This window comes from Pseudoclavibacter sp. Marseille-Q434, assembly GCF_050315415.1.
In the GTDB taxonomy this organism is placed as follows: Bacteria; Actinomycetota; Actinomycetes; order Actinomycetales; family Microbacteriaceae; genus Pseudoclavibacter.
This window is the reverse complement of record NZ_JBNPQH010000001.1, coordinates 428,577-449,299: the sequence shown is the minus strand read 5'-3', so window position 1 is coordinate 449,299 and position 20,723 is coordinate 428,577. Positions and strand designations below refer to the sequence as shown.

The window sequence follows — 20,723 nt, the reverse complement described above, 5'->3', positions numbered from 1 at the left end:
GTCAGGACGCAGAGAGCGGCGCGGCGACGCGCTCCGTGCTGGTGCGGGACACGACCCCGGTTCGTTCGAGCTTGTTCCATCGTTGTGGGGCCTTTCGGAGTTCCAGGGAGAGCGCCCGCACGAACACCACGCTCATGAGCGAGGAATAGACGGGCCACAGCACCAGGGTCCACGCGAACCGCAGATCACCCCAGGCGCGGTTGAGCGCGACAGCGACGAGCAGGAAGAGAACCGCGACCGGGAGTCCGAGCCAGAGCACGAACTGCCACGCATCCGAGGCAACGGCCGAACTGTCGCCGAGCATGACGGCAAGAATGAGCAGGGGCACGATCAACAGCTGGGCGATCGGCACGACGATCGATGTGGCGACCAGATAGATCAAGGAAAGGCCGAAGATCCCGAAGCGGGGATTCCCGATCATGTCAGCGTGCTTCCCGCAGGTCTGCAGCAGGCCTCGACCCCACCGCACTCGCTGGCGCCACAGTCCCCTGATCGTCGACGGGCTCTCGGCGAAGACGACCGCTCTCGGTGCGAACGCAACTCGGAACCCGGCGCGGTAGATGCGCCAGGTGAGCTCGAGATCCTCCCCAAGTGTGTCCTCGGCGAGCAGCCCACTGCGTTCGAGCACGTCGCGACGGAACGCGCCGATGTTGCCGGAGACGATCGGGAGGCACCGCAGCACGTGCAGGGCACGGCGCACGAGGCCCGTGCCCACGTGGCTGATCACGGCGAGGAACCGCGTCTGGACTCGATCGAGGTTGACGGGCCGATCGTCCCCGCAGACAGCCCCGACCGACGGATCCGCGAAGGCTTCGATCATGCTCGCGATGGCGTCCTCACCGAATACTCCGTCGGCATCGCTCAACAGCAGGACTTCGCCCTGCGCAGCCTTGATGCCGACGTTCAGCGCAGACCCCTTGCCGCCGTTGGCTTTGGTCAGCGCGGTGACCCCTGGATACTCGGCCGCGAGCTCCTGCATCCGCGCGAACGTCGAATCCGTGGATCCGTCGTCGACCAGGATGATCTCGAACGCTGGATAGTTCGAACGCGCCAGCGACCGAACGCAGTTCTCGAGCACATTCGCCTCGTTGAACGCGGGCACGACAACGCTCACGAACGGTGCGCTCGCCCCGAAGATCGTCGTTTCGGAATGACGCGGTCGATGGCGACGACGGCGACTCGCCGAGACCTCGTAGGCCACCGCGAGCGGCAGGTAGACCAGCTTCAGCGCCCCGAGCACGAGGATGAGCGTGCCGAGGATCAGCAGCGGCCAGAAGAGCCACGGGGTCATGCAGGGTCCAGTTGCTCCACCAAGGACGCCCAGTCGGCGAGCACCGAGGCGAGCAGCTCGGGAGCGTGCTCTGAATTGGCCCCGAAGCGCGCGTTGACCTCGAGCACGACGGGCACGCCATGCTCATCGCGCCGGATGTCCAGGTCGACGGGCCCCACGAGTCCGAGCCTCGTGACGGCCGACTCTGCCAGCCACGCGACATCGACGGCCTCGTGCGCGGCAAGCCGCGTCGTCTCGACGGCGTTCCCGATGCGGCCCTCCTTCATGACGGTCTTCTCCAGCACCACGACGCTGGTTTCTCCGGTCCGAGGTGAGCGGTAGACCTGGGGCGCGTATTCGATGCCGGGCGCGAAGGCCTGGATGAGGCTTCGGGCGTCCACACCACCCCAGTCGTCGCGGGCGTCTTCGATGAGGCGAACGCCTCTGCCTCCGCGGGACACGCGTGGTTTCACGATGACCGGGCCATTGAACGCATCGAGTGCGCTCTGCGCGGTCGCGTGCTCGGCACCACCCGTGAACTTCGGCACGGCGACGCCGGCCGCGTCAAGGGCCCACATGGTGAAGAGCTTGTCCTCGCAGAGCGTGGTCGCAGCGGGCGGCGAGACGACGACCGCTGGCTCCCGCTCACCTTCTCCGAGCAGGTGCGCGATTCCAGCGATCCGAACGAGCTCTTCTGACACCGTCGGAATGACGACGTCGGCTCGCGTCTGCACGACGAGCTCTCGAAGCGCCGGAGCGTAGTCCGGCGAGTCCGCGCGCGGTACCTGCACCGTCATCGAGAAGTTCTCGTCCGACAGAGCGGTGATGTCGGTACCGATCGCGAAGATCTCGAGACCGTTGGCGCGCAGAGAAGCGAGCTGCCGTCCGAGCGCCTTCCCCGCGGGACCTCCGGCCCCGGTGACCAAGACTGTCCTCATCATGAGAAGCGTCCTCCTGTGTTCTGCAGATATCGCACGAGCTCGAACCCTTCCGCGTGATCGCACTTGGCCTGCGCCCCTCGGAAGGCCGCTATCCCGCGCACCCGATTCGAGGTCATGTACGGCTTCCCTGCCTGGTCGCGGTGCGTCTGCACCGCCTTGACTTTGACGTCGATGAACGCGTCGATGTCGACGAACATCGATGGGTTGAACTGCCGCGTGACCGAGGGAGACTCGAAGCAGAGGATGGACGACGCCTGCCTCCCCGCTCGAACGACTGCACGGTGCACCGCCTGGTGGTCCTGGTGGTGGTCGTGCTCCGAGTGCGTGAGGATGACCGTCGGCGCGAAGGATGCGATCGCGCTCTCGATCGCGCGGATCATGCTGCCGTTCGCGTCGGCCAGCTGCGTGTCCGGGAAGTCGTGCACCGTGACATCGTCGACACCGAGCATCGCCGCCCCGGCGTGTGCCTCGAGGATGCGCGCCGACGGATCGCCGCCCCGCTGACCACGACTCATCACGAGGACCTTGACCTGGTGTCCGCCATCGACGTACGAGGCGACAGTGCCGCCGCACGCGAGCTCCAGGTCATCCGGATGCGCCCCGACCACGAGGACGCGCTTCGGCTGCACGACCGACGGCCTCCTGGCGTGCACGGCCTCGATGAAGACGACGAGCAGCCCCGCGAGCAGGCACAGCGCCACTGTTCCCAGCACCTCCAGCTGCGTCGGCGCGTGATCGTCGCCCTGAGCGTGGAAGATCAGGAAGAAGTAGGCGAAGCCGAGCAAGCTCGCGAACAGGAGCAGCATCCAGCGCACCGGTGGCCCGACCTCCGCTGACACCAGGGCCCTGTCCATGCGCACGGCCACGTAGAGGATGAGCCCCAGACACGCTGAAGCCCCGAGGACCGCAACGATCATGAAGATTCCTTCTTCTTCCTGCACAGAGGCGAACGCCCCTGCATCTCATCGGGGTGCTATTCCGCTGTGGGAATCTTACGGCGGCTTGCCCGCACGCCTTTCTTCGTGATCCCGCAATATCAGGTCAGTAGTCCATGAAGTTAGTCCAGCATCTTCCCACTCTCCGTCCGGGAGCGGTCGAATACGGCGCAGCGTGCGAGCATGGACGACGTGACCATCGACTTCACGGCGATCGATTTCGAGACCGCCAACGGCTCCCCCGCCTCGGCGTGCGCGGTCGGTCTGGTCCGAGTCCGCGACGGGCGGATCGCCGATCGTGCGACCTGGCTCATCCGACCGCCGAGCGCTCACGATGAGTTCCGCCCGTTCAACGTGCAGCTGCACGGCATCAGCCGGGAGATGACCCGCGGGTCCCAACCCTGGGAGCGACAGCTGCCGGCGCTGCTCGCCTTCCTCGGCGACGACGTGCTCGTGGCACACAACGCGAGGTTCGACATCGGCGTGCTGCTGGCGACGAGCCTCGCGACGCAGGCAGCATTGCCGGCCCTGCGCTACTTCTGCTCCCTCCGACTGGCGCGCCGAAGCTACGAGCTGCACTCGTATCGTCTCCCGGTTGCCGCCGAAGCCGCAGGGTTTCGGACACTGGTCCACCACGACCCTGTTTCGGATGCAGAGGCGAGCGCGGCCATCGTCATCGACAGCGCACGGCGGTTCGGCGCTCCGGACCTCGCCTCATTGGCAGCGAGCCGTGACGTCGCCATCGAGCGGATCGAACTCGATCAGGAGCGGGAACGCGCGGCGACACTCACTGCGGCGGCCACCTTCGCCTGAAATGTCGGTGGCACCTGCGAGGGTGGACGCATGGATCTTCTTCTCCTCGCCATCGGGCTCCTCCTCGGCCTCGTCGTCGGCTTCGCCGTCGCCGCGATGCGCGGCGCAGCACAGCGTCAGCAGCTCGCAGCTGAGCTGGCCGGTGCGAGCGCGCGAGCCGAAGCAGCAGACGAGGCGCGTGCGACCGCGGAGCATCACCTCGAGGGTGTTCTCGCGCGTGAGCGAGCGCAGCTCGAGGCACGACGGTCGAAGGAGGTCGGTGAGCAGCAGGTGCTCACGGCCCTCGCCCCGGTGAACAAGCAGCTCGAGCTCATGCGCCGGGCCGTCGCGTCCATCGAGGAGCAGCGGCTCCAGCAGCATGGCGAGCTCAGCGAGCAGCTCCGCAACCAGCACGAGGCAGACGAACGCCTCAGGGCGACGACCGACTCGCTCGCCTCCGCGCTCCAGTCCAACCAGGCGCGCGGCGTATGGGGCGAGGCGCAGCTTCGCAACATCGTCGAGGCCTCGGGGATGCTCGAACGGGTCGACTTCGACACGCAGGTGAGCGTCAGCGGCGAGCAGGGAGCGGGTCGCCCCGACATGCTCGTGCACCTCCCCGGAGACAAGCACCTCGTCATCGACGCGAAGGCACCGATGGCCAAGTACTTGGCAGCGAGCCAGCTCAGCGAGCTCGGCGACGAGGAGGAGACCAGCAGACGGCGGACCCTCCTGGGCGAACACGCGAAAACGCTCAGGGCGCACGTCACGGCGCTCGCCGCTCGCGGCTACCCCGGTGCGGTCTCGGGATCGCCCGAGCTCGTGATCGCGTTCGTGCCGAGCGAGTCGGCGCTCTCGGCCGCCGTCGCCGCCGATCCCTCGCTGCTCGAGGACGCCATCCACCGTGGCGTCGCGGTCACGTCGCCGGTCTCGCTGTGGGCCACGCTCCGTGCCATCGCATACGCCTGGCAGCAGGACGTCCTCGAAGACCGTGCACACGAGATCTTCGAGCTGAGCACGCAACTCCACGCGCGCCTCGGCACCCTCGCGACCCACATCGACAAGCTCGGTCGGTCACTCGCAGGGGCGACGACCAGCTACAACGCGTTCCTCGGCTCGCTCGAGACGCGCGTGCTGCCAACGGCCCGGAAACTCGACGCGCTCAACATCGGCTCGCCGATCTCGACCCCGCGGCCGGTCGAGGACCAGCTCCGCGGGCTCACGGCGCCAGAACTGACCGAACCCACGCTGTCCGGAGCGGCAGAGAGCGCGCCAGGCGGGCGCTGACGCGCACCCCAAGTCACCCGAGACATCGCTGCCCCAGGGTGCTTCACCGGCCTGGTGGCGGGCGGAGCATCCGAAGAACAGCGAATGTGTCAGAGAGAGACCCGGGTCAGAGCCACTTGTCGGCGAGGTGCTCAGCCGTGACTCTGCGGACCGTGCCCGAACGCGAACGGAGCACAACCGAATCCGTCATGATGCGGTTGCCGACCCGGCGGACACCCGCGCACAGACCACCGTCAGTCACACCCGTGGCCACGAAGTACGTGTTCTCCGTGCGGACCAGATCGTCCTGCGTGAGCACCGCATCCAGATCGTGTCCAGCAGCGATCGCCCGCTCGCGCTCCTCAGCGTTGCGCGGGTACCAGCGGCCTTGGAGCACGCCGCCCAGGGCCTTGATCGCACAGGCGGTGATGATGCCCTCCGGCGTTCCGCCGATGCCGACGCACATGTCGATGCGCCCGGTGCCCCGCGCCGCGTTGATGCCGCCAGCTACATCACCGTCGAGCATGAGCTGCGTCCCTGCTCCGGCCTCGCGGATCTCGTTGATGAGCTCTTCGTGGCGAGGTCGATCGAGCACGGCGATGACCATGTCCTCGACCGGCTTGTTCTTCGCCTTCGACAGCGCGCGGATGTTCTCGCCGATCGGGCGAGCGAGATCGATGACGCCGACCCCCTCGGGGCCGGTCACGATCTTCTCCATGTAGAAGAGATCCTTCGGGTTGTACATCGAACCGCGGTCAGCCACGGCGATGACGCTCAACGCGTTCTGGCGCCCGGCGGCGGTCAAGCTCGTCCCGTCGATCGGGTCGACCGCGATGTCGCAGTCAGGGCCCTGACCGTTGCCGACCTGCTCGCCGTTGAACAGCATCGGGGCTTCATCCTTCTCACCCTCGCCGATGACGACCACGCCGGCGAAGTCGACGGTCGAAAGGAATTTGCGCATGGCATCGACCGCGGCGCCATCGGCAGCGTTCTTGTCGCCTCGCCCGATGAACGGCGTCGCTCGGATGGCAGCGGCCTCGGTTGCGCGCACCAACTCCATAGCGAGGTTGCGGTCCGGGTTCGCGAAGAGCTGCCCGTGCTCAGGAGTCGGAGTGGCGGAAGTCGAGGTCACAGGGGTCCCTTTCGCTGGCGTTGTGGACGTTCTCGCCGAGCAATCACACGACACCATTGCTCCGCGCTATCCAGTTCCCAACCCTAGTACGCGCGCTCGGAGAAAGTCGGCGGCCCTGGCTAGACTTCACGCGTAAGTTCCAAGCGCTGAAGGAGCACACATGCCCATCGCAACACCGGACCAGTACGCCGAGATGCTGAACCGAGCCAAGGAAGGCGGCTTCGCGTACCCCGCGATCAACGTCTCCAGCTCGTCGACCATCAACTCCGTCCTCCAGGGTCTCACCGAAGCCGGCTCTGACGGCATCCTCCAGGTCACGACGGGCGGTGCGGACTACTTCGCCGGCCAGTCCGTGAAGGCACGCGCCTCCGGCGCGCTGGCCATGGCCGCATTCGCACACGAGGTCGCGAAGAACTACCCCATCACGGTCGCACTCCACACCGACCACTGCCCGAAGGATGCGCTCGACGGATTCGTCTACCCGCTCCTCGAGGCATCCGCCGAGCAGATCAAGCGCGGCGGCGAGCCGATCTTCCAGTCGCACATGTGGGACGGCTCGGCTGTGCCGCTCGCTGAGAACCTCGAGATCGCTTCGAAGATCCTCAAGCTCACCCAGGCCAACAACCAGATTCTCGAGGTCGAGATCGGTGTCGTCGGCGGCGAAGAAGATGGCGTCGCGCACGAGATCAACGAGCACCTCTACACGACGCTCGATGACGCGATCGCGACCGTCGAAGCTCTCGGTCTCGGCGACCGTGGCCGCTACATGGCCGCGCTCACGTTCGGCAACGTCCACGGCGTCTACAAGCCCGGCAACGTCAAGCTCCGCCCTGAACTCCTCGCGGAGATCCAGGCGGGCCTGGCTGAGAAGTACGGCACCGGGGCCAAGCCGCTCGACCTCGTCTTCCACGGCGGCTCGGGCTCCACCGACGAAGAGATCGCCGAGGCAGTGCGCAACGGCGTCATCAAGATGAACATCGACACGGACACGCAGTACGCGTTCAGCCGCTCGGTCGCCGACACGGTGCTCAAGAACTACGACGGCTTCCTCAAGATCGACGGGGAAGTCGGCAACAAGAAGGTCTACGACCCCCGCTCGTGGGGCAAGAAGGCCGAGTCCGCCATGGCGGCTCGCGTCGTCGAGGCCACCAAGCAGCTCGGCTCGTTCGGTCACTCAGCGGCGTGAGTGTGACGCCGGGAGCCGAGCAGCAGGACACGGTGCAGGAAGCGAAACGCAAGAACGACCGCTTCCTCGGCATCGGGTTCCTGGTGCTCGGCCTCGTCGCCACGATCCTGAACATGACGACGTTCACGGAGAACTCGCTGGCGGGCCAGATGGCCCTGCTCTATGAGGACTTCGGGATCAGCGACTACGTCCGGCCTGAAGGACTCGGCGTGTTGTCCACGACGGCGATCCTCGTGCTTCCCGCGATCTACGCGCTCACGCTGTACCTCACGCTCATCCGCTGGAAAGCAGGCAAGCGCGCCATGTGGATTCCCGTCATCGGCGCCGTCGTCACCTTGATCACGATCTTCGGCTTCACGTTGACCGCGATCCTGCTCCACGGAGAGCTACTTCAGGCGCTCTCGACCGGCGCACTGCCAACCGCGACGCCGACGTCCACCTGACGCGACACGCCCGGTAGCCACCGAAGAGCGCGGTGGCGCTCTCCACAGGCACGAGAACTCGGCCCTGGCACGCGATATCCTCGATATCGCAAGCCAGGGCCGAGTTTCTCGGTCCTGATGCGCAGTCCTGATCGCATCCGTGCGGGACAGCCCAGATCTCCGAAAGAGGCACGTGGTCGTCATCCAGCCCCCGAAGTCGACACCGGATGCACCCTGGCCGGTCAGCGTCGTCTCCGAACTCGTTCGAGACTGGATCGCGCGCCTCGGCTCCGTCTGGATCGAGGGCGAGCTCACCGGCTGGAGCATCCGAGGCGGGCACGCCTACGGCAAGATCAAGGACCTCGACGCGGACGCCACGCTCTCGGTCACCGCCTGGCGCAGCGTCGTCCAGCGTCTCGACGGCGAGTTCAAGCAAGGCGACCGCGTCATCGCGAGCGTCAAACCAGACTTCTGGGTCAAGGGCGGCACGCTCTCGATGCAAGTCTCCGACCTGCGGCACGTCGGACTCGGCGACCTCCTCGAACGGCTCGAACGGCTCCGCAAGCAGCTGGCCGCCGAGGGCCTCTTCGCCGATGGCCGCAAGAAGGCTCTCCCCTTCCTGCCCGGCACCATCGGACTCATCACGGGGCGAGAGTCCGATGCTGAGAAGGACGTGCGACGCAACTCGGAGCTCCGCTGGCCAGCAGTGCAGTTCCGCACGATCCACACCTCCGTGCAGGGCGAGCGCACGGTCGCCGAGGTCTCGGCCGCATTGCTGCAGCTCGACGCAGACCCAGAGGTCGATGTCATCATCGTCGCGCGAGGCGGTGGCGACTTCCAGCACCTCCTCCCCTTCAGCGACGAGAGCCTCGTGCGGCTCGTCTCCGAGCTCTCGACACCCGTCGTCAGCGCCATCGGCCACGAAGCCGATCGACCGATCCTCGACGATGTCGCCGATCTCCGAGCCTCCACCCCGACGGACGCCGCCAAGCGGGTCGTGCCAGACGTGGCGGAGGAACTCGCTGGAGTCCAGCAGGCAAGGTCCCGAATCCTGCAGCGCATCGTCGACCGCGTTCGCAGCGAGTCGAATGCCCTCGAATCCCTCGTGTCTCGCCCGGCGCTCGCCAACCCGTCCTGGATCATCGACCAGCGCGGCGAGGAGCTCATGCGTGCCTCGCAGCGCGGCGAAGAGCTCATCACCCGTCGCCTCGACCGAGAACAGGACAAGCTCGAGTCGCTGGCCCGCCATCTGCGCGGCCTCTCCCCGCAGGGCACGCTCGAGCGCGGATACTCGATCGTCGAGCGCGTCGACGGCGCCGCTCGCACACTCGTCACGGCCTGGCAGGACGCCCCAGCATCCGCCGAGCTCCGTATCCGCACGGCTGACGGCCGCATCACGGCCTCGTCCCTCGGCGGCGAGCCCATCATCACGACCGGCGCCTCGAATGGCGCAACGGAGGCGAACGTAGAATGACCACCATGCAGGAACAGTCCGACATCGCAGAGCTCAGCTACGAGCAGGCACGCGACGAGCTCATCTCCGTCGTGAGCCAGCTCGAACAGGGCAGTGCCTCGCTCGAGGCCTCACTCAAGCTCTGGGAGCGCGGCGAGCAGCTCGCGGCGCACTGCGAGTCGTGGCTGCTCGGCGCACGCAAGCGCCTCGAGGCGGCACGCCGGCGCACCGACGACACCGACGAGTCCTGATGGCCAAGCAGAAGCAACCCCCGATCGTCGCGGAGCTCGGTCGCCCCGAGACTCCGGAAGAGACCTTCGCGCGAAAGGCCGAGTCCTCGCGCCTGTACCGCAAGCGCAAGACGATCAACAATCTCGTCTACTCGCTCCTCGTCTCGCTCGGCCTCGTTGTCTTCATCGTCGCCATCGTTCCGCGCAACGAGACGCCGGTGTCCTTCGACGTCGACTTCGCCTCGGAGGCCGAGAGCGCGCAGGGCGACTTCGCCGAGCCGCTCGTCGTGCCGCAGGTCCCGGCAGACTGGACCGCGAACGAGGCCGAGATCCGCACGAGCGCCGACGGCGTGAGCGAGTGGTACATCGGCTTCCTCGTCGGCCCGAAGGATGCCCCGACGGAGTACGTGGGGCTGAGCCAGGGCATCGGCGTCAACCCGACCTGGTTGCTCGACGCAACGCGCGAGCGCACGCCGACGGGCACCGTGCAGGTCGGCGGCCTCGACTGGATCGAGTACGACGCGACGAACCTCAGCCCGGAGGACGCCGGCAACCGTGCCTACATGCTCGTCCACGAGCAGGGCGACCAGGCCTACCTCGTCTACGGCAACAACAAGCCGGAGACCGTCACGAAACTGGCAGAGCTCGTCGCTGCCGACCTCGGCTGAGGCCAGTACTCGGTAGGCTGGCCTCTACAGAGATCGGCTACCTGGAAAGGTCACACAACGTGGTGGAAAATCAAGACGAGTACCGCATCGAGCACGACACGATGGGCGAGGTCCGCGTTCCCAAGAACGCCCTCTACGCTGCGCAGACTCAGCGCGCCGTCGAGAACTTCCCCATCTCCGGTGCGGGCCTCGAACCGGGCCAGATCATCGCCCTCGCACGCATCAAGCGCGCCGCCGCGATCGTGAACGCCAAGCTCGGCATCATCGAGCAGCCCGTGGCCGACGCCATCGTGGCCGCCGCACAGCAGATCATCGACGGAGAGCACCTCGATCAGTTCCCGATCGACGTCTACCAGACCGGCTCTGGCACCTCGTCGAACATGAACATCAACGAGGTCCTCGCGACTCTCGCCACACGAGGCCTCGGGGAGACCGTTCACCCGAACGACCACGTGAACGCCTCGCAGTCGTCGAATGACGTGTTCCCGACGTCGGTGCACGTCGCCGTCACGGACGCGCTGCTCAACAACCTCGTCCCCGGTCTCGAGCACCTCGCTGAAGCCCTCGAGCGCAAAGCCCAGCAGTGGGCGACCACCGTGAAGGCCGGCCGCACGCACCTCATGGATGCGACCCCGGTCACACTCGGCCAGGAGTTCGCCGGCTACGCCAGGCAGATCCGCCTCGGCATCGAGCGCGTGCAGTCGACGATCTCACGCGTCGCCGAGGTCCCCCTCGGTGGAACCGCGACGGGCACCGGCATCAACACCCCGGCCGGGTTCTCGCAGCAGGTCATCGCCGAGCTGGCCGAGAACTCGAAGCTCCCCCTCACCGAGGCGCTCGACCACTTCGAGGCACAGGGTGCGCGTGACGGCCTCGTCGAAGCCTCGGGCGCGCTGCGGACGATCGCGGTGAGCCTCATCAAGATCAACAACGACCTCCGCTGGATGGGATCGGGGCCGAACACGGGCCTCGGCGAGATCCTGATCCCCGACCTGCAGCCGGGCTCCTCGATCATGCCGGGCAAGGTCAACCCGGTCGTGCCAGAGGCGGTCCTCATGGTGGCATCGCGCGTCATCGGCAACGACGCGGCCATCGTCTTCGGAGGAGCCTCTGGTTCGTTCGAGCTGAACGTGCAGATCCCCGTCATGGGAACCGCGCTGCTCGAGTCCATCCGTCTCCTCGCGAACAGCGTCCGCGTGCTCGCTGACAAGACCGTCGATGGCCTCGTCGCCAACGAAGAGCGCGCTCGCGCCCTGGCCGAGTCCTCCCCGTCGATCGTCACTCCGCTCAACCGCGTCATCGGGTACGAGGCCGCCGCGAAGATCGCGAAGTACTCGGTTGCCAACAAGGTCACCGTCCGCCAGGCCGTCATCGACCTCGGCTACGTCGAGCGTGGCGACATCACGGAAGAGCAGCTCGACGAGAAGCTCGACGTGCTCAGCATGACCTCGCCGAACCTGTAAGCGCGCGTCTGCGCAGCAATGACCCGCCGTGGCGACACGGCGGGTCATTGCTGTCATCCCCCGGCGCTGTCCTCAAGCGGGCGGGCGCCGTCGCACGCGCGTGGCGGTCACACCGGCCCGGACACGGCCAGCCACGCCACGGGGAGCCAGTAACCGGCGAGCAGCGCCGGCCCGAACGCGATGCTCCGCCGCCGATCGCGGGTGCAGGCGAGCACGACGATGCTCTGCAGTCCCCCGAACAGGACGGCGAGGAAGACGAGGAGAGCGGCGAGGGACGGGTGCACCAGAGCCGCCGCGGCCGCGAGGACGGCCCCGAGTTTCACGTCACCCATGCCCAGCCCGCCGAGCACCGAGCAGAGCAGGAGCACAGCTCCGACCAGCACGCCGATGACGATCGCCACCACGTCGAGGCTCCCGGTGAGGAGCCAGTCGAGGCAGCACGCGAGCAGCAGGCCAAGCGCGGCGAACACCACAAGCGGATTCGGCAGTCGGTGCTCCCTCACGTCAGTGACGACGAGACGGGGCGTGACGATCGCGAGCGCGACCATCACCGGGAGCTCGCCGAGCCGCCCCGCAACCGCCGCGGCGACCGCCACGCCGACCAGGGCGCCAACGCACAGCAACTCCCCGAAGCTCCACCGCCGTGACGAAGAGGCCGGGCCCCGCGCTCCCCCGTGTTCGCGCGCGGAGCCCAGCCTCGTCACGGCAGAAGAGCTCCCCCTTGCTCTCTCTGCCATGCCAGAACGCTAGTCACCACACTCGTGCCGCGCAGAAGTTATCCACAGGATCGAGGGCGTGGGCGCTGCCCGAAGTGCAATCCGGGCAGTCCCCGCGCCCGTCCGCAGCGTCACACCTCGTAGTCACCCAGCAGCTCGGTGACCAGCGCGGCGATGTCGCTGCGCTCGGACCTCGTCAGCGTCATGTGGGCGAAGAGCTTGTGCCCCTTGAGCGTCTCGATCACCGAGGCGACGCCATCATGCCGACCGACGCGCAGATTGTCGCGCTGAGCGACATCGTGGGTGAGCACCACGCGCGAGTTCTTGCCGATGCGCGAGAGCATCGTGAGCAGCACGTTCCGTTCGAGCGACTGCGCCTCATCCACGATCACGAAGGCGTCGTGGAGCGACCGCCCGCGGATGTGCGTGAGAGGGAGGATCTCGAGCATGCCACGATCCATGACCTCGTCGATGACGTTCTCGGAGACGATCGCCGACAGGGCGTCGTAGACCGCCTGCCCCCAAGGGTTCATCTTCTCGCCCTGGTCGCCGGGCAGGAAGCCGAGCTCCTGCCCGCCCACCGCGAAGAGCGGGCGGAAGACCATGATCTTCCGGTGCAGCCCGCGTTCGAGGACCGACTCGAGGCCCGCGGCCAGGGCGAGGGCACTCTTCCCAGTACCCGCGCGTCCGCCGAGCGACACGATGCCGATCGACTGATCGAGGAGCAGGTCGATGGCGAGACGCTGCTCCGCCGAACGCCCGTGCACGCCGAACACATCCAGATCGCCCCGCACAAGTCGGACGGCGCCCTTCCCCGACACGCGTCCGAGCGCGGAGCCGCGATCCGAGTGGATCACGAGGCTCGTGTTGACGGGCAGCTCGTCGACGGCCCCGGTCGCGACATTCTCGTCGGTGTACAGCGTGTCGAGCTCGTCCGCCCCGAGCGAGATCTCGGCGACCCCCGTGTAGCCGGTGTCGCGAGCCAACTCGGCCCGATACTCCTCAGCGGCGAGGCCGATCGCCGACGCCTTGACGCGCATCGGCAGGTCCTTGGAGACGACGGTGACCGCGAGCCCCTCGCCAGCCAGGTTCTGCGCGACCGCCAGGATGCGCGTGTCGTTGTCTCCGAGCTGCATCCCGCTGGGCAGCACGCTCATGTTCGAGTGGTTGAGCTCGACTCGCAACGTGCCTCCGGCCTCCCCGATGGCGATCGGGAAGTCGAGGCGCTCATGCTTGATGCGCAGCTCATCGAGGAACCGGAGCGCCTGGCGTGCGAAGTACCCGATCTCCGGGTCGTGCCGCTTCTTCTCGAGCTCCGTGATGACGACGACGGGAATGACGACGGCATGCTCCGCGAAACGGAACAGGGCCCTCGGATCGCTGAGGAGCACCGACGTGTCGAGCACGTAGGTGCGGGTCGAGGTCGCGGTGTCGGGAACCGCGACGTGCACGGCGCTCCCTTCCTCGTTCTCGAGGTGGTCGGTGTTGCGCTGTGCGGGTGTCACGGCAGTTCCGCTCCTTCGCCAAGCTCTCGCTCGTCGTTGGGTTACGTTCCGACCACAGGGGCACTCGGTAGGGTGAAACGAACTTCGGGAACCTGTGGCCGTTTCGATCAGGCACCGTACCTGATGGCATTAACGTACGACGATGCCGCGCACGCCACGCGCAGGCGAACGTTAAATCTTGGCTCGTGTCTGGGAGCGCGGCCGCTACTGCCCGTAGCGGCGTTGGCGCGAAGCGAAGTCGCGCAGGGCGCGCAGGAAATCGACCTCTCGCAGGTCCGGCCCGAGCGCCTCGACGAAGTAGAACTCCGAGTGGGCCGACTGCCACAGCATGAAGTCGCTGAGCCGCTGCTCACCCGAGGTGCGGATCACGAGGTCGGGGTCTGGCTGCCCGCCTGTGTAGAGGTGCTCCGCGATGAGATCGGGGGTGAGGATGTCCGCGAGTGCGGCGACATCGCCCCCGTCTGCTGCGTGCGCTCGCACGATCCGCCGCATCGCGTCGACGATCTCGCTGCGGCCTCCGTACCCCACGGCAAGGTTCACGTGCATGCCACGGCGCTGGGCCGTGTCGCGCTGCAGGCGCTCGAGCGTCGCCCCGAGCCCGGCTGGGAGATGCTCCGAGGACCCCGCATGGTGCACTCGCCAGCGCGCGTTGTCGGCGATCTGCACCGCGAGCTTCTCGATGATGTCGATGAGGGCGTCGAGCTCCTCGCTGCTGCGGTTCTTGAGGTTGTCGTTCGAGAGCAGGTAGAGCGTGACGACCTGCACTCCCTCCCGGTCGCACCAGGCGAGGAACTCCATCATCTTGGCCGCGCCCGCCGCGTGCCCCTGCGCGGCGTCGCGCAGGCCGAGCTGCCTGGCCCAGCGCCGGTTGCCGTCGATGATCATCGCGACGTGCTTCGGCTTGGGACGTCCGTGCAGAGATCGACGCAGACGCCTCGTGTACAGCCCGTACAGGAAGCTCCGCAAGCTGGTGGGAATCATCGACATGGTTCAGCCAACGTACCGGACCCCGGGTCGGATACACGTGCACGAGGCCGCGTAGAGTTCGAGGGTGGCTTCAGAACATCACGCAGACGATGAACTCGACCCGGGGCCGGAGCCCACGGTGCACCTGCCGGTGCTCGAGGCAGAGTCGGGGGCTCCCGTCGTGGAGGCGAAACCGTCCTGGCGCGGCTGGGTGCACGCCGGCACGCTTCCCGTGTCGGTCGTTGCCGGCATCGTGCTCATCGTGCTCGCCGAGGGCACCACCGCGAAGCTCGCCTGCGCGCTCTACGCGCTCTGCTCGTGGCTGCTGTTCGGCATCTCAGCGCTCTACCACCGCTTCAACTGGAGCGAGAAGGCTCGTGTCGCGCTCAAGCGCTTCGACCACGCCAACATCTTCCTGCTCATCTCGGGGACGTACGCGCCCATCGCGCTCGTCGCCTTGCCACCGGAGGAGGGGTGGCCGCTGTTCGCAGTCGTCTGGGTCGCCGCGCTGCTCGGCATCTGCTTCCGCGTGTTCTGGATCGGCGCTCCGCGCTGGCTCTACGTGGCGCTGTACATCGCACTCGGGTGGGCGGCCGTCGCGTACCTCGGCGATATCGCGGCTGTCAACGTGGCGACGGTGGTGCTCATCGTCGTCGGAGGTCTCTTCTACACCGTCGGCGCGGTCTTCTACGCGCTCAAGCGTCCGAACTTCTGGCCGGGCCATTTTGGCTTCCACGAGCTGTTCCACGTCTTCACGGTGCTCGCGTTCCTGAGCCAGTGGACGGGCATCCTGCTGCTGTGCATCGACCCGCCGGTCTTCACCGGCTGACCGGACGGACCTAGTCGGCGATCTTCTTCTCGCCTGCGGCCTGCTCTGCGTCCGGTGCGGCCTGTCCGTCCGGGTGGGCATCTCCCGTCGCCACGGCGCCCGAGCCTGCCGGCCGCGCAGCGGCCGCAGCGTCCGCGGCCTTGCCCGCAGCGACCTCGGCCTGCAGCTGCTCGCGGATGCGCGCTCGCGCCTGGACGCGGCTCGTCCGTCGGATGAGGTCCATCACGAGCAGTCCGGTCGCGACCGCGACGAAGATGAAGACGAAGAAGCCGAGCGGGCCCGGGGTCACGTCATCCGGGTTGAAAGGCAGTTCCTCCCCCGGCGTCGGCGCGGTCGCGGCGAGTGTCAGCATCCAGGTCTGGGCCTGCGCGACGAGCATCACGCGGAAGCCCCCGGGGAGCGCTGCTTGTCGTCATTCCGCTCGTCGACACCGCTGAAGAGGTCGGTCTCCGGCGTCGGAGCATCGACGCGTGAGTCCACCAGCTCGAAGTCGTCGTACGGGTAGGCCGCCGCCTCGATGTCGCGTGGAATCGCGAAGAAACCGCTATCGGGTGCCACCTGGCTGGCGTGCGAACGCAGGGCCGAGTCGCGGGCGTCGAAGAACTCGTCGATCTGGATCTGGGTCGTGACGTTGCTGGGCTTGTCGCGCATCCAGGCGAGCATCTGCTCGAGGCGCTCGAGGAGCGGCGACTCCGGGTCGAGTCCCTTTATGTGCTGCAGGAGGCTGTCCGCCCGCTTGCCGTTCATGGTGCGGTCGTAGTAGAGCTTCGAGATGCGCCAGGGTGCTCCGAGTTCGGGGTGCGACGCGAGTCCGGACTCTCGCCAGACGCGCATGGAGACGTCATGCGTGCGGATGTGGTCTGGGTGCGGGTAGCCGCCATTCTCGTCGTACGTGACGAGCACGTGCGGGCGGAACTCACGGACGAGGCGCAGCAGCGGCCGCGCGGAGATGTCGAGTGGGATGCTCGCGAACGAGTTCACGGGCAGCGAGCCGTCTTCCGACGCCATTCCGGAGTCGACGTACCCGAGCCAGCGGTGCTCGACGCCGAGGAACTCCTGTGCGGCGGCCATCTCGACGCGGCGGAGGCCCGCGAGGTCACGCTGCGCGTGGAAGACGGATTCGAGCCCCGGGTTGAGGATGTCGCCAGCCTCGCCACCGGTGCAGCTGACCACCATGACCTCGGCACCCCTCGCACGGTACGCGGCGTAGGTCGCGGCACCCTTGCTGGACTCGTCATCGGGATGGGCGTGGACCGCCATCAGTCGAAGTGTCACTGGTCTCCTCGTGGAACGTTAACCTAGGTAGAGAGCCTATCTCGCGCGGCCGCCAGTTTCTGGCCGTGCACGCCCTCCCGCCGAGAGGAACCCCCAGTGTCAGCTGAACGCGAAACCGTCGCCGCGGCCACCCCCGCAGCCGACCTCGCATCCCGCGCTGATCTCGTCGATCGATATGGCGCGCGCGCCCCCCGCTCCGAGAAGAAGCCGGAACGCTGGATCTGGATGTTGGTCGGCATCTTCGTCATCGCGGTCGTCGCGTTCTGGGCGACGACGACCGTCGGCCCGGTCTCCTCCTCGGCGATCCGCGCCGACACCGTCCGGTTCTCCATCCTGGACGACGCGAACGTGAGCTTCGACTACCGCATCACGGCCCCGGCAGGCACCGAGGTGACCTGCGCCATCGAGATCCGCGACGAGCAGCAGGCAGTCGTCGGCTGGGACGTCGTGGACGTCCCACCCACCGACGAGGCGTCCCAGGTGCTGAATGTCCAGGTCCGGACGACGAAGGCGGGCACGACGGCTTTGGTGAAGGAATGCTGGTTGCCGTAGAATGGCGACTGAGGCCCTGACTCGCGTCAGGGCTTTGGTCGTATCCGGCTGCACAAGGAGTTCCAGCATGGCTAACCCATCGGTGACCTGGCTCACCCAGGAGACGTATGACCGGCTCAAGGCGGAGCTCGACGAGCTCGCCGTGAACGGTCGTGAAGAGATCGCCAAGCGCATCGAAGAGGCGCGCGAAGACGGCGACCTCAAGGAGAACGCCGGCTACCACGCGGCGAAGGACGAGCAGGGCAAGATCGAGGCCCGCATCAACCAGCTCGAGACGATGCTGAAGAACTCCGAGGTCCGCGAAGCGCCGGAAGCATCCGGCATCGTCGAGACCGGAACCGTCGTGACGGCCAAGATCGGCGGCAAGGAGCAGAAGTTCCTCCTCGGCAGCCGCGAGATGGCCTCGCAGACGCAGTTGCGCGTGTACTCGGGTGAGAGCCCGCTCGGGGCTTCCATCCTGGGCCTCGCAGTCGGCGCATCCACCAGCTACGAGGCGCCGAACGGCAACTCCATCGACGTCGAGATCGTCGAGGTCGAGACCTTCCACCCGTAGGCGCCAGCCGCAGCGCGCACGCGGTGCAGCAGAAGAGGACCTCCCGTGGGAGGTCCTCTTCTGTGTCAGGGCTGCGCGCCGGATGCTCGGGTCACGGCATCGGAGCCGCGTCCCGGCTCGTGCGCGGCTGGTAGCCGAGCGCGCGAAGCGCATCCATCACCTGATGGGAGTGCTCGGTGCCGCGCGTCTCGACGGAGACCTCGAGCTCGACGTGGCTCACCTGCAGGCCCTTGTTGTGGCGTGTGTGCAGGACTTCGACCACGTTCGCGTTGACCTCGCTGATGGTCTTCGCGATGAGCGCGAGCTGACCCGGAACGTCCTGCAGCTCGATGACGAGCTTCAGGTAGCGATCGGATGCGGCGAGGCCGCGGCTCAGCACCTTCTCGAGCATGAGCGGGTCGATGTTGCCGCCCGAGAGGATCGCGACGGTCGTGCCCGCGTCCTTGATCTTGCCGGCGAGGATCGCCGCGACGGCAGTCGCCCCGGCTGGCTCGGCGACGAGCTTGGCGCGCTCGACGAGCAGCAGGATCGCCCGCGAGATGTCGTCCTCGGAGACCGTGACCACCTCATCCACGAGGTTGCGGACGACCTCGAACGTGATGTCCCCTGGCACGTCGACGGCGATGCCGTCGGCGATCGTCGGTCGCGCCTGGATCTTCACCGGGTAGCCCGCCTCGAGTGAGACCGGGAAGGGCGCGGAGTTCGCGGCCTGCACGCCGATGATGCGGATCGGCCGACCACGCTGCTCGCCGAGGAGCGACGCCGCGACGCTGACGCCCGAGATGAGGCCGCCCCCGCCGATGGGCACGATGATCGTGTCGACGTCGGGTGCCTGCTCGAGGATGTCGAGCGCGAGCGTGGCCTGCCCCGTGATGATGTCGGCGTGGTCGTACGGGTGGATGAACTCCGCTCCCGTGTCGACCGCGAACTGCTTCGCAGCGACCAGAGCGTCGGCGACGTTGACACCGGTCAGGACCACGTCGGCGCCGTATCCGCGCGTGGCCTGCAGCTTGGGGAGGGGCACGCCCACTGGCATGAAGATGGTCGCCTTGATGCCGAGCTCTCGCGCAGCAAACGCGACGCCCTGCGCATGGTTTCCTGCCGAGGCCGCCACGACTCCGCGAGACCGCTGCTCCTCGCTCAGCTGCGAGAGGCGGTACGTGGCGCCGCGGATCTTGTACGACCCGGTGCGCTGCATGTTCTCGCACTTGAGCAGCACAGGCGAGCCGAGCTTCTCCGAGAGGAAGCGTGCCGAGTCGATGGGCGTCTGCGAGATGACCTGCCGCACGATTTCGCGTGCCGCGACGATCTGGTCCAGCGTGATGATGGGAGCGGTCATACCGTGCTTGCCTTCTGTTCGCGCTGCGACTTCTCGCGCTGGGGTGTTGGGGGCTTGGTGAGCTTGGTCGGGTCGGGTTCGTCTCGCCAGGAGCCCCGCGAGATGTACTGGACCATGACCTTGCCCGCTGCAACGAGCGGGACCGCGAAGACGGCACCGGCGATGCCGCCGAAGATGGTTCCGGCGCTCACCGACAGCAGCACGGCGAGCGGATGCAGCTTGACGGCGCTGCCCATGATCAGCGGCTGCAGGATGTGCGACTCGATCTGCATGACGGCGACGACGACGATCAGCATGATGAGGGCGTTGAGGAAGCCGTTGTACGCCAGGGCGACCGCGACGGCGATCGTGCCCGCCGAGATCGCTCCGATGTAGGGCACGAACGAGGCGAGGAACACGATGACGCCGATCGGCAGCGCGAACGGCACCTGGAGGATGACGGCACCGAGGTAGATGCCGACGGCATCGATGAGGGCGACCAGCACCTGCACGCGCACGTAGTGGCCCACGGAGATCCACCCACGCTGCCCCGCTCCGTCGATGGCGGCGCGCGCCTTCTTCGGGAAGATCGACACGATGAAGAGCCAGATGCTGCGCCCGTCGAGCAGGTAGAAGATCAGCGCGAACGCGGTGACGAGCGTCCCCGCGAGGAAGGCGGCGACGTTCGACCCGACCGAGACCGCTTGCGACGCGATGGAATTGACGTTCGACTGCACCCAGCCGACGATCTCGCTCAGCCCCGCATCGACCTGTTCCTCGGTGACGTGCAGCGGGGAGTCCCTGAGGAACTGCAGGGCCAGCTGGTATTGCGCCTCGAGCTTTCCGAGGTCGAGGTTGAACCCCTGCGCGAACTGGCTGATGACCAGCGTGATGAGGGTGCCGATGGCGACCAGCAGCACGATGAGCGACAGGATGAGCGCGGCCCAGCGCGGCAGCCCGCTCCCCACCAGCCACTTCATGAGTGGGGCTAGCAGCGATGCGAGCAGTGCGGCCACGAGCAGGGGGATGACGAGCAGCGACGCCTGGGTCACGAGCCAGCCGAGCGGGATGAGCGCGAGCAGGATGGCCACGCTGCGCCAGGCCCAGGCGGCGCCGATGCGAAGACCGCGTGGGACGAGTTCGTCTTCGCTCTCGTTGCGCAGCGCTGGCGAGGGGTTCTGCGCCAGTGTGGAGCCGGTTCTCGCCGAGGCCGCCGTGGCGGTCGTCTCGTCGAGGTCTCGTTCGGTCATAGGC

The 20,723-nt window shown here is 67.3% G+C and carries 22 protein-coding genes; 11 read left to right on the top strand and 11 right to left on the bottom strand.

Annotated elements, in window-relative coordinates:
• Position 1 precedes the first annotated feature (1 nt).
• The 3 genes from ACQFZP_RS02190 to ACQFZP_RS02180 are packed head-to-tail and all read right to left on the bottom strand — an operon-like array spanning position 2 to position 3,128.
• Positions 2–1,291: a glycosyltransferase gene (locus ACQFZP_RS02190; protein ID WP_211890190.1), complete on the bottom strand. Its 1,290-nt coding sequence runs from the start codon at positions 1,289–1,291 to the stop codon at positions 2–4.
• Positions 1,288–2,211 (bottom strand): ATP-grasp domain-containing protein, encoded by a 924-nt coding sequence (locus tag ACQFZP_RS02185; protein WP_211890189.1) that lies wholly within the window; start codon positions 2,209–2,211, stop codon positions 1,288–1,290. The genes ACQFZP_RS02190 and ACQFZP_RS02185 overlap by 4 nt, the downstream gene beginning before the upstream one ends.
• Positions 2,208–3,128, bottom strand: a complete 921-nt coding sequence (locus ACQFZP_RS02180) for a PIG-L deacetylase family protein (protein ID WP_104312327.1) — start codon at positions 3,126–3,128, stop codon at positions 2,208–2,210. The genes ACQFZP_RS02185 and ACQFZP_RS02180 overlap by 4 nt, the downstream gene beginning before the upstream one ends.
• Before the next feature lie 201 nt (positions 3,129–3,329).
• Here ACQFZP_RS02180 and ACQFZP_RS02175 point away from each other — a divergent pair, with 201 nt between their 5' ends.
• Both ACQFZP_RS02175 and ACQFZP_RS02170 read left to right on the top strand, forming a co-directional pair.
• Positions 3,330–3,959: a 3'-5' exonuclease gene (locus tag ACQFZP_RS02175; RefSeq protein ID WP_249312001.1), complete on the top strand. Its 630-nt coding sequence runs from the start codon at positions 3,330–3,332 to the stop codon at positions 3,957–3,959.
• 30 nt (positions 3,960–3,989) lie between these two features.
• Positions 3,990–5,222, top strand: coding sequence for a DNA recombination protein RmuC (locus tag ACQFZP_RS02170; protein WP_211890188.1), 1,233 nt, complete (start codon positions 3,990–3,992; stop codon positions 5,220–5,222).
• Between the two features lie 106 nt (positions 5,223–5,328).
• Here ACQFZP_RS02170 and glpX read toward each other — a convergent pair whose 3' ends face one another.
• Positions 5,329–6,261, bottom strand: coding sequence for a class II fructose-bisphosphatase (glpX, locus tag ACQFZP_RS02165; protein WP_244295971.1), 933 nt, complete (start codon positions 6,259–6,261; stop codon positions 5,329–5,331).
• Between the two features lie 232 nt (positions 6,262–6,493).
• Here glpX and fbaA point away from each other — a divergent pair, with 232 nt between their 5' ends.
• From fbaA to ACQFZP_RS02135, 6 genes are all read left to right on the top strand, one after another.
• Complete coding sequence (gene fbaA / locus ACQFZP_RS02160) at positions 6,494–7,519, top strand: class II fructose-bisphosphate aldolase (RefSeq protein ID WP_104312330.1); 1,026 nt, start codon at positions 6,494–6,496, stop codon at positions 7,517–7,519.
• Complete coding sequence (locus ACQFZP_RS02155) at positions 7,516–7,962, top strand: DUF6264 family protein (protein WP_211890187.1); 447 nt, start codon at positions 7,516–7,518, stop codon at positions 7,960–7,962. Before fbaA ends, ACQFZP_RS02155 begins: the two co-directional genes overlap by 4 nt.
• Before the next feature lie 172 nt (positions 7,963–8,134).
• Positions 8,135–9,415, top strand: coding sequence for an exodeoxyribonuclease VII large subunit (gene xseA, locus ACQFZP_RS02150; protein WP_258068218.1), 1,281 nt, complete (start codon positions 8,135–8,137; stop codon positions 9,413–9,415).
• A 5-nt stretch (positions 9,416–9,420) separates the two neighbouring features.
• Complete coding sequence (locus ACQFZP_RS02145; protein WP_371030391.1) at positions 9,421–9,645, top strand: exodeoxyribonuclease VII small subunit; 225 nt, start codon at positions 9,421–9,423, stop codon at positions 9,643–9,645.
• The gene (locus tag ACQFZP_RS02140; protein WP_104312333.1) at positions 9,645–10,292 is read left to right on the top strand and encodes a DUF4245 domain-containing protein; all 648 of its coding nucleotides are present in this window, start codon (positions 9,645–9,647) and stop codon (positions 10,290–10,292) included. Before ACQFZP_RS02145 ends, ACQFZP_RS02140 begins: the two co-directional genes overlap by 1 nt.
• A gap of 59 nt (positions 10,293–10,351) precedes the next feature.
• Positions 10,352–11,755: a class II fumarate hydratase gene (locus ACQFZP_RS02135; protein WP_374100736.1), complete on the top strand. Its 1,404-nt coding sequence runs from the start codon at positions 10,352–10,354 to the stop codon at positions 11,753–11,755.
• Positions 11,756–11,862: 107 nt separating this feature from the next.
• On the opposite strand, the gene ACQFZP_RS02130 is transcribed toward ACQFZP_RS02135, so the two are convergent.
• From ACQFZP_RS02130 to ACQFZP_RS02120, 3 genes are all read right to left on the bottom strand, one after another.
• Entirely contained in the window at positions 11,863–12,492 is a 630-nt protein-coding gene (locus ACQFZP_RS02130; protein ID WP_211890186.1) for a prepilin peptidase, read from the bottom strand.
• Between the two features lie 110 nt (positions 12,493–12,602).
• Positions 12,603–13,922: a PhoH family protein gene (locus ACQFZP_RS02125; RefSeq protein WP_307852774.1), complete on the bottom strand. Its 1,320-nt coding sequence runs from the start codon at positions 13,920–13,922 to the stop codon at positions 12,603–12,605.
• 258 nt (positions 13,923–14,180) lie between these two features.
• Entirely contained in the window at positions 14,181–14,957 is a 777-nt protein-coding gene (locus tag ACQFZP_RS02120) for an isoprenyl transferase (protein WP_371030422.1), read from the bottom strand.
• Between the two features lie 70 nt (positions 14,958–15,027).
• Between ACQFZP_RS02120 and trhA the strand changes: the two genes are divergently transcribed.
• Positions 15,028–15,771: a PAQR family membrane homeostasis protein TrhA gene (gene trhA, locus ACQFZP_RS02115; protein WP_211890184.1), complete on the top strand. Its 744-nt coding sequence runs from the start codon at positions 15,028–15,030 to the stop codon at positions 15,769–15,771.
• Positions 15,772–15,781: 10 nt separating this feature from the next.
• On the opposite strand, the gene ACQFZP_RS02110 is transcribed toward trhA, so the two are convergent.
• The gene (locus tag ACQFZP_RS02110; RefSeq protein ID WP_179556448.1) at positions 15,782–16,153 is read right to left on the bottom strand and encodes a hypothetical protein; all 372 of its coding nucleotides are present in this window, start codon (positions 16,151–16,153) and stop codon (positions 15,782–15,784) included.
• A complete protein-coding gene (gene mca / locus ACQFZP_RS02105) occupies positions 16,150–17,046 on the bottom strand; it encodes a mycothiol conjugate amidase Mca (RefSeq protein WP_307852723.1) in 897 nt (298 codons plus the stop codon). The genes ACQFZP_RS02110 and mca overlap by 4 nt, the downstream gene beginning before the upstream one ends.
• 96 nt (positions 17,047–17,142) lie before the next feature.
• Between mca and ACQFZP_RS02100 the strand changes: the two genes are divergently transcribed.
• On the top strand, positions 17,143–17,598 hold the full coding sequence (locus tag ACQFZP_RS02100) for a DUF4307 domain-containing protein (RefSeq protein WP_211890183.1): 456 nt from the start codon (positions 17,143–17,145) through the stop codon (positions 17,596–17,598).
• 67 nt (positions 17,599–17,665) lie between these two features.
• Positions 17,666–18,151 carry a transcription elongation factor GreA gene (greA, locus tag ACQFZP_RS02095; protein ID WP_104253676.1) on the top strand — a complete coding sequence of 162 codons (486 nt, stop codon included), beginning with the start codon at positions 17,666–17,668 and terminating at the stop codon, positions 18,149–18,151.
• A gap of 91 nt (positions 18,152–18,242) precedes the next feature.
• Here the strand turns inward: greA and ilvA are convergent, their stop codons facing one another.
• Both ilvA and ACQFZP_RS02085 read right to left on the bottom strand, forming a co-directional pair.
• Complete coding sequence (ilvA, locus tag ACQFZP_RS02090) at positions 18,243–19,490, bottom strand: threonine ammonia-lyase (RefSeq protein ID WP_179556446.1); 1,248 nt, start codon at positions 19,488–19,490, stop codon at positions 18,243–18,245.
• On the bottom strand, positions 19,487–20,719 hold the full coding sequence (locus tag ACQFZP_RS02085) for an AI-2E family transporter (protein WP_179556445.1): 1,233 nt from the start codon (positions 20,717–20,719) through the stop codon (positions 19,487–19,489). The genes ilvA and ACQFZP_RS02085 overlap by 4 nt, the downstream gene beginning before the upstream one ends.
• Between the last annotated feature and the right edge of the window lie 4 nt (positions 20,720–20,723).

Bases quoted from the DNA above. Each gene is read 5' to 3' on its own strand.
- ACQFZP_RS02190 (WP_211890190.1), bottom strand. From the start codon at position 1,291: ATGACCCCGTGGCTCTTCTGGCCGCTGCTGATCCTCGGCACGCTCATC.
- ACQFZP_RS02185 (WP_211890189.1), bottom strand. From the start codon at position 2,211: ATGATGAGGACAGTCTTGGTCACCGGGGCCGGAGGTCCCGCGGGGAAG.
- ACQFZP_RS02180 (WP_104312327.1), bottom strand. From the start codon at position 3,128: ATGATCGTTGCGGTCCTCGGGGCTTCAGCGTGTCTGGGGCTCATCCTC.
- ACQFZP_RS02175 (WP_249312001.1), top strand. From the start codon at position 3,330: ATGGACGACGTGACCATCGACTTCACGGCGATCGATTTCGAGACCGCC.
- ACQFZP_RS02170 (WP_211890188.1), top strand. From the start codon at position 3,990: ATGGATCTTCTTCTCCTCGCCATCGGGCTCCTCCTCGGCCTCGTCGTC.
- glpX (WP_244295971.1), bottom strand. From the start codon at position 6,261: ATGGAGTTGGTGCGCGCAACCGAGGCCGCTGCCATCCGAGCGACGCCG.
- fbaA (WP_104312330.1), top strand. From the start codon at position 6,494: ATGCCCATCGCAACACCGGACCAGTACGCCGAGATGCTGAACCGAGCC.
- ACQFZP_RS02145 (WP_371030391.1), top strand. From the start codon at position 9,421: ATGCAGGAACAGTCCGACATCGCAGAGCTCAGCTACGAGCAGGCACGC.
- ACQFZP_RS02140 (WP_104312333.1), top strand. From the start codon at position 9,645: ATGGCCAAGCAGAAGCAACCCCCGATCGTCGCGGAGCTCGGTCGCCCC.
- ACQFZP_RS02130 (WP_211890186.1), bottom strand. From the start codon at position 12,492: ATGGCAGAGAGAGCAAGGGGGAGCTCTTCTGCCGTGACGAGGCTGGGC.
- ACQFZP_RS02120 (WP_371030422.1), bottom strand. From the start codon at position 14,957: ATGATTCCCACCAGCTTGCGGAGCTTCCTGTACGGGCTGTACACGAGG.
- greA (WP_104253676.1), top strand. From the start codon at position 17,666: ATGGCTAACCCATCGGTGACCTGGCTCACCCAGGAGACGTATGACCGG.
- ilvA (WP_179556446.1), bottom strand. From the start codon at position 19,490: ATGACCGCTCCCATCATCACGCTGGACCAGATCGTCGCGGCACGCGAA.
- ACQFZP_RS02085 (WP_179556445.1), bottom strand. From the start codon at position 20,719: ATGACCGAACGAGACCTCGACGAGACGACCGCCACGGCGGCCTCGGCG.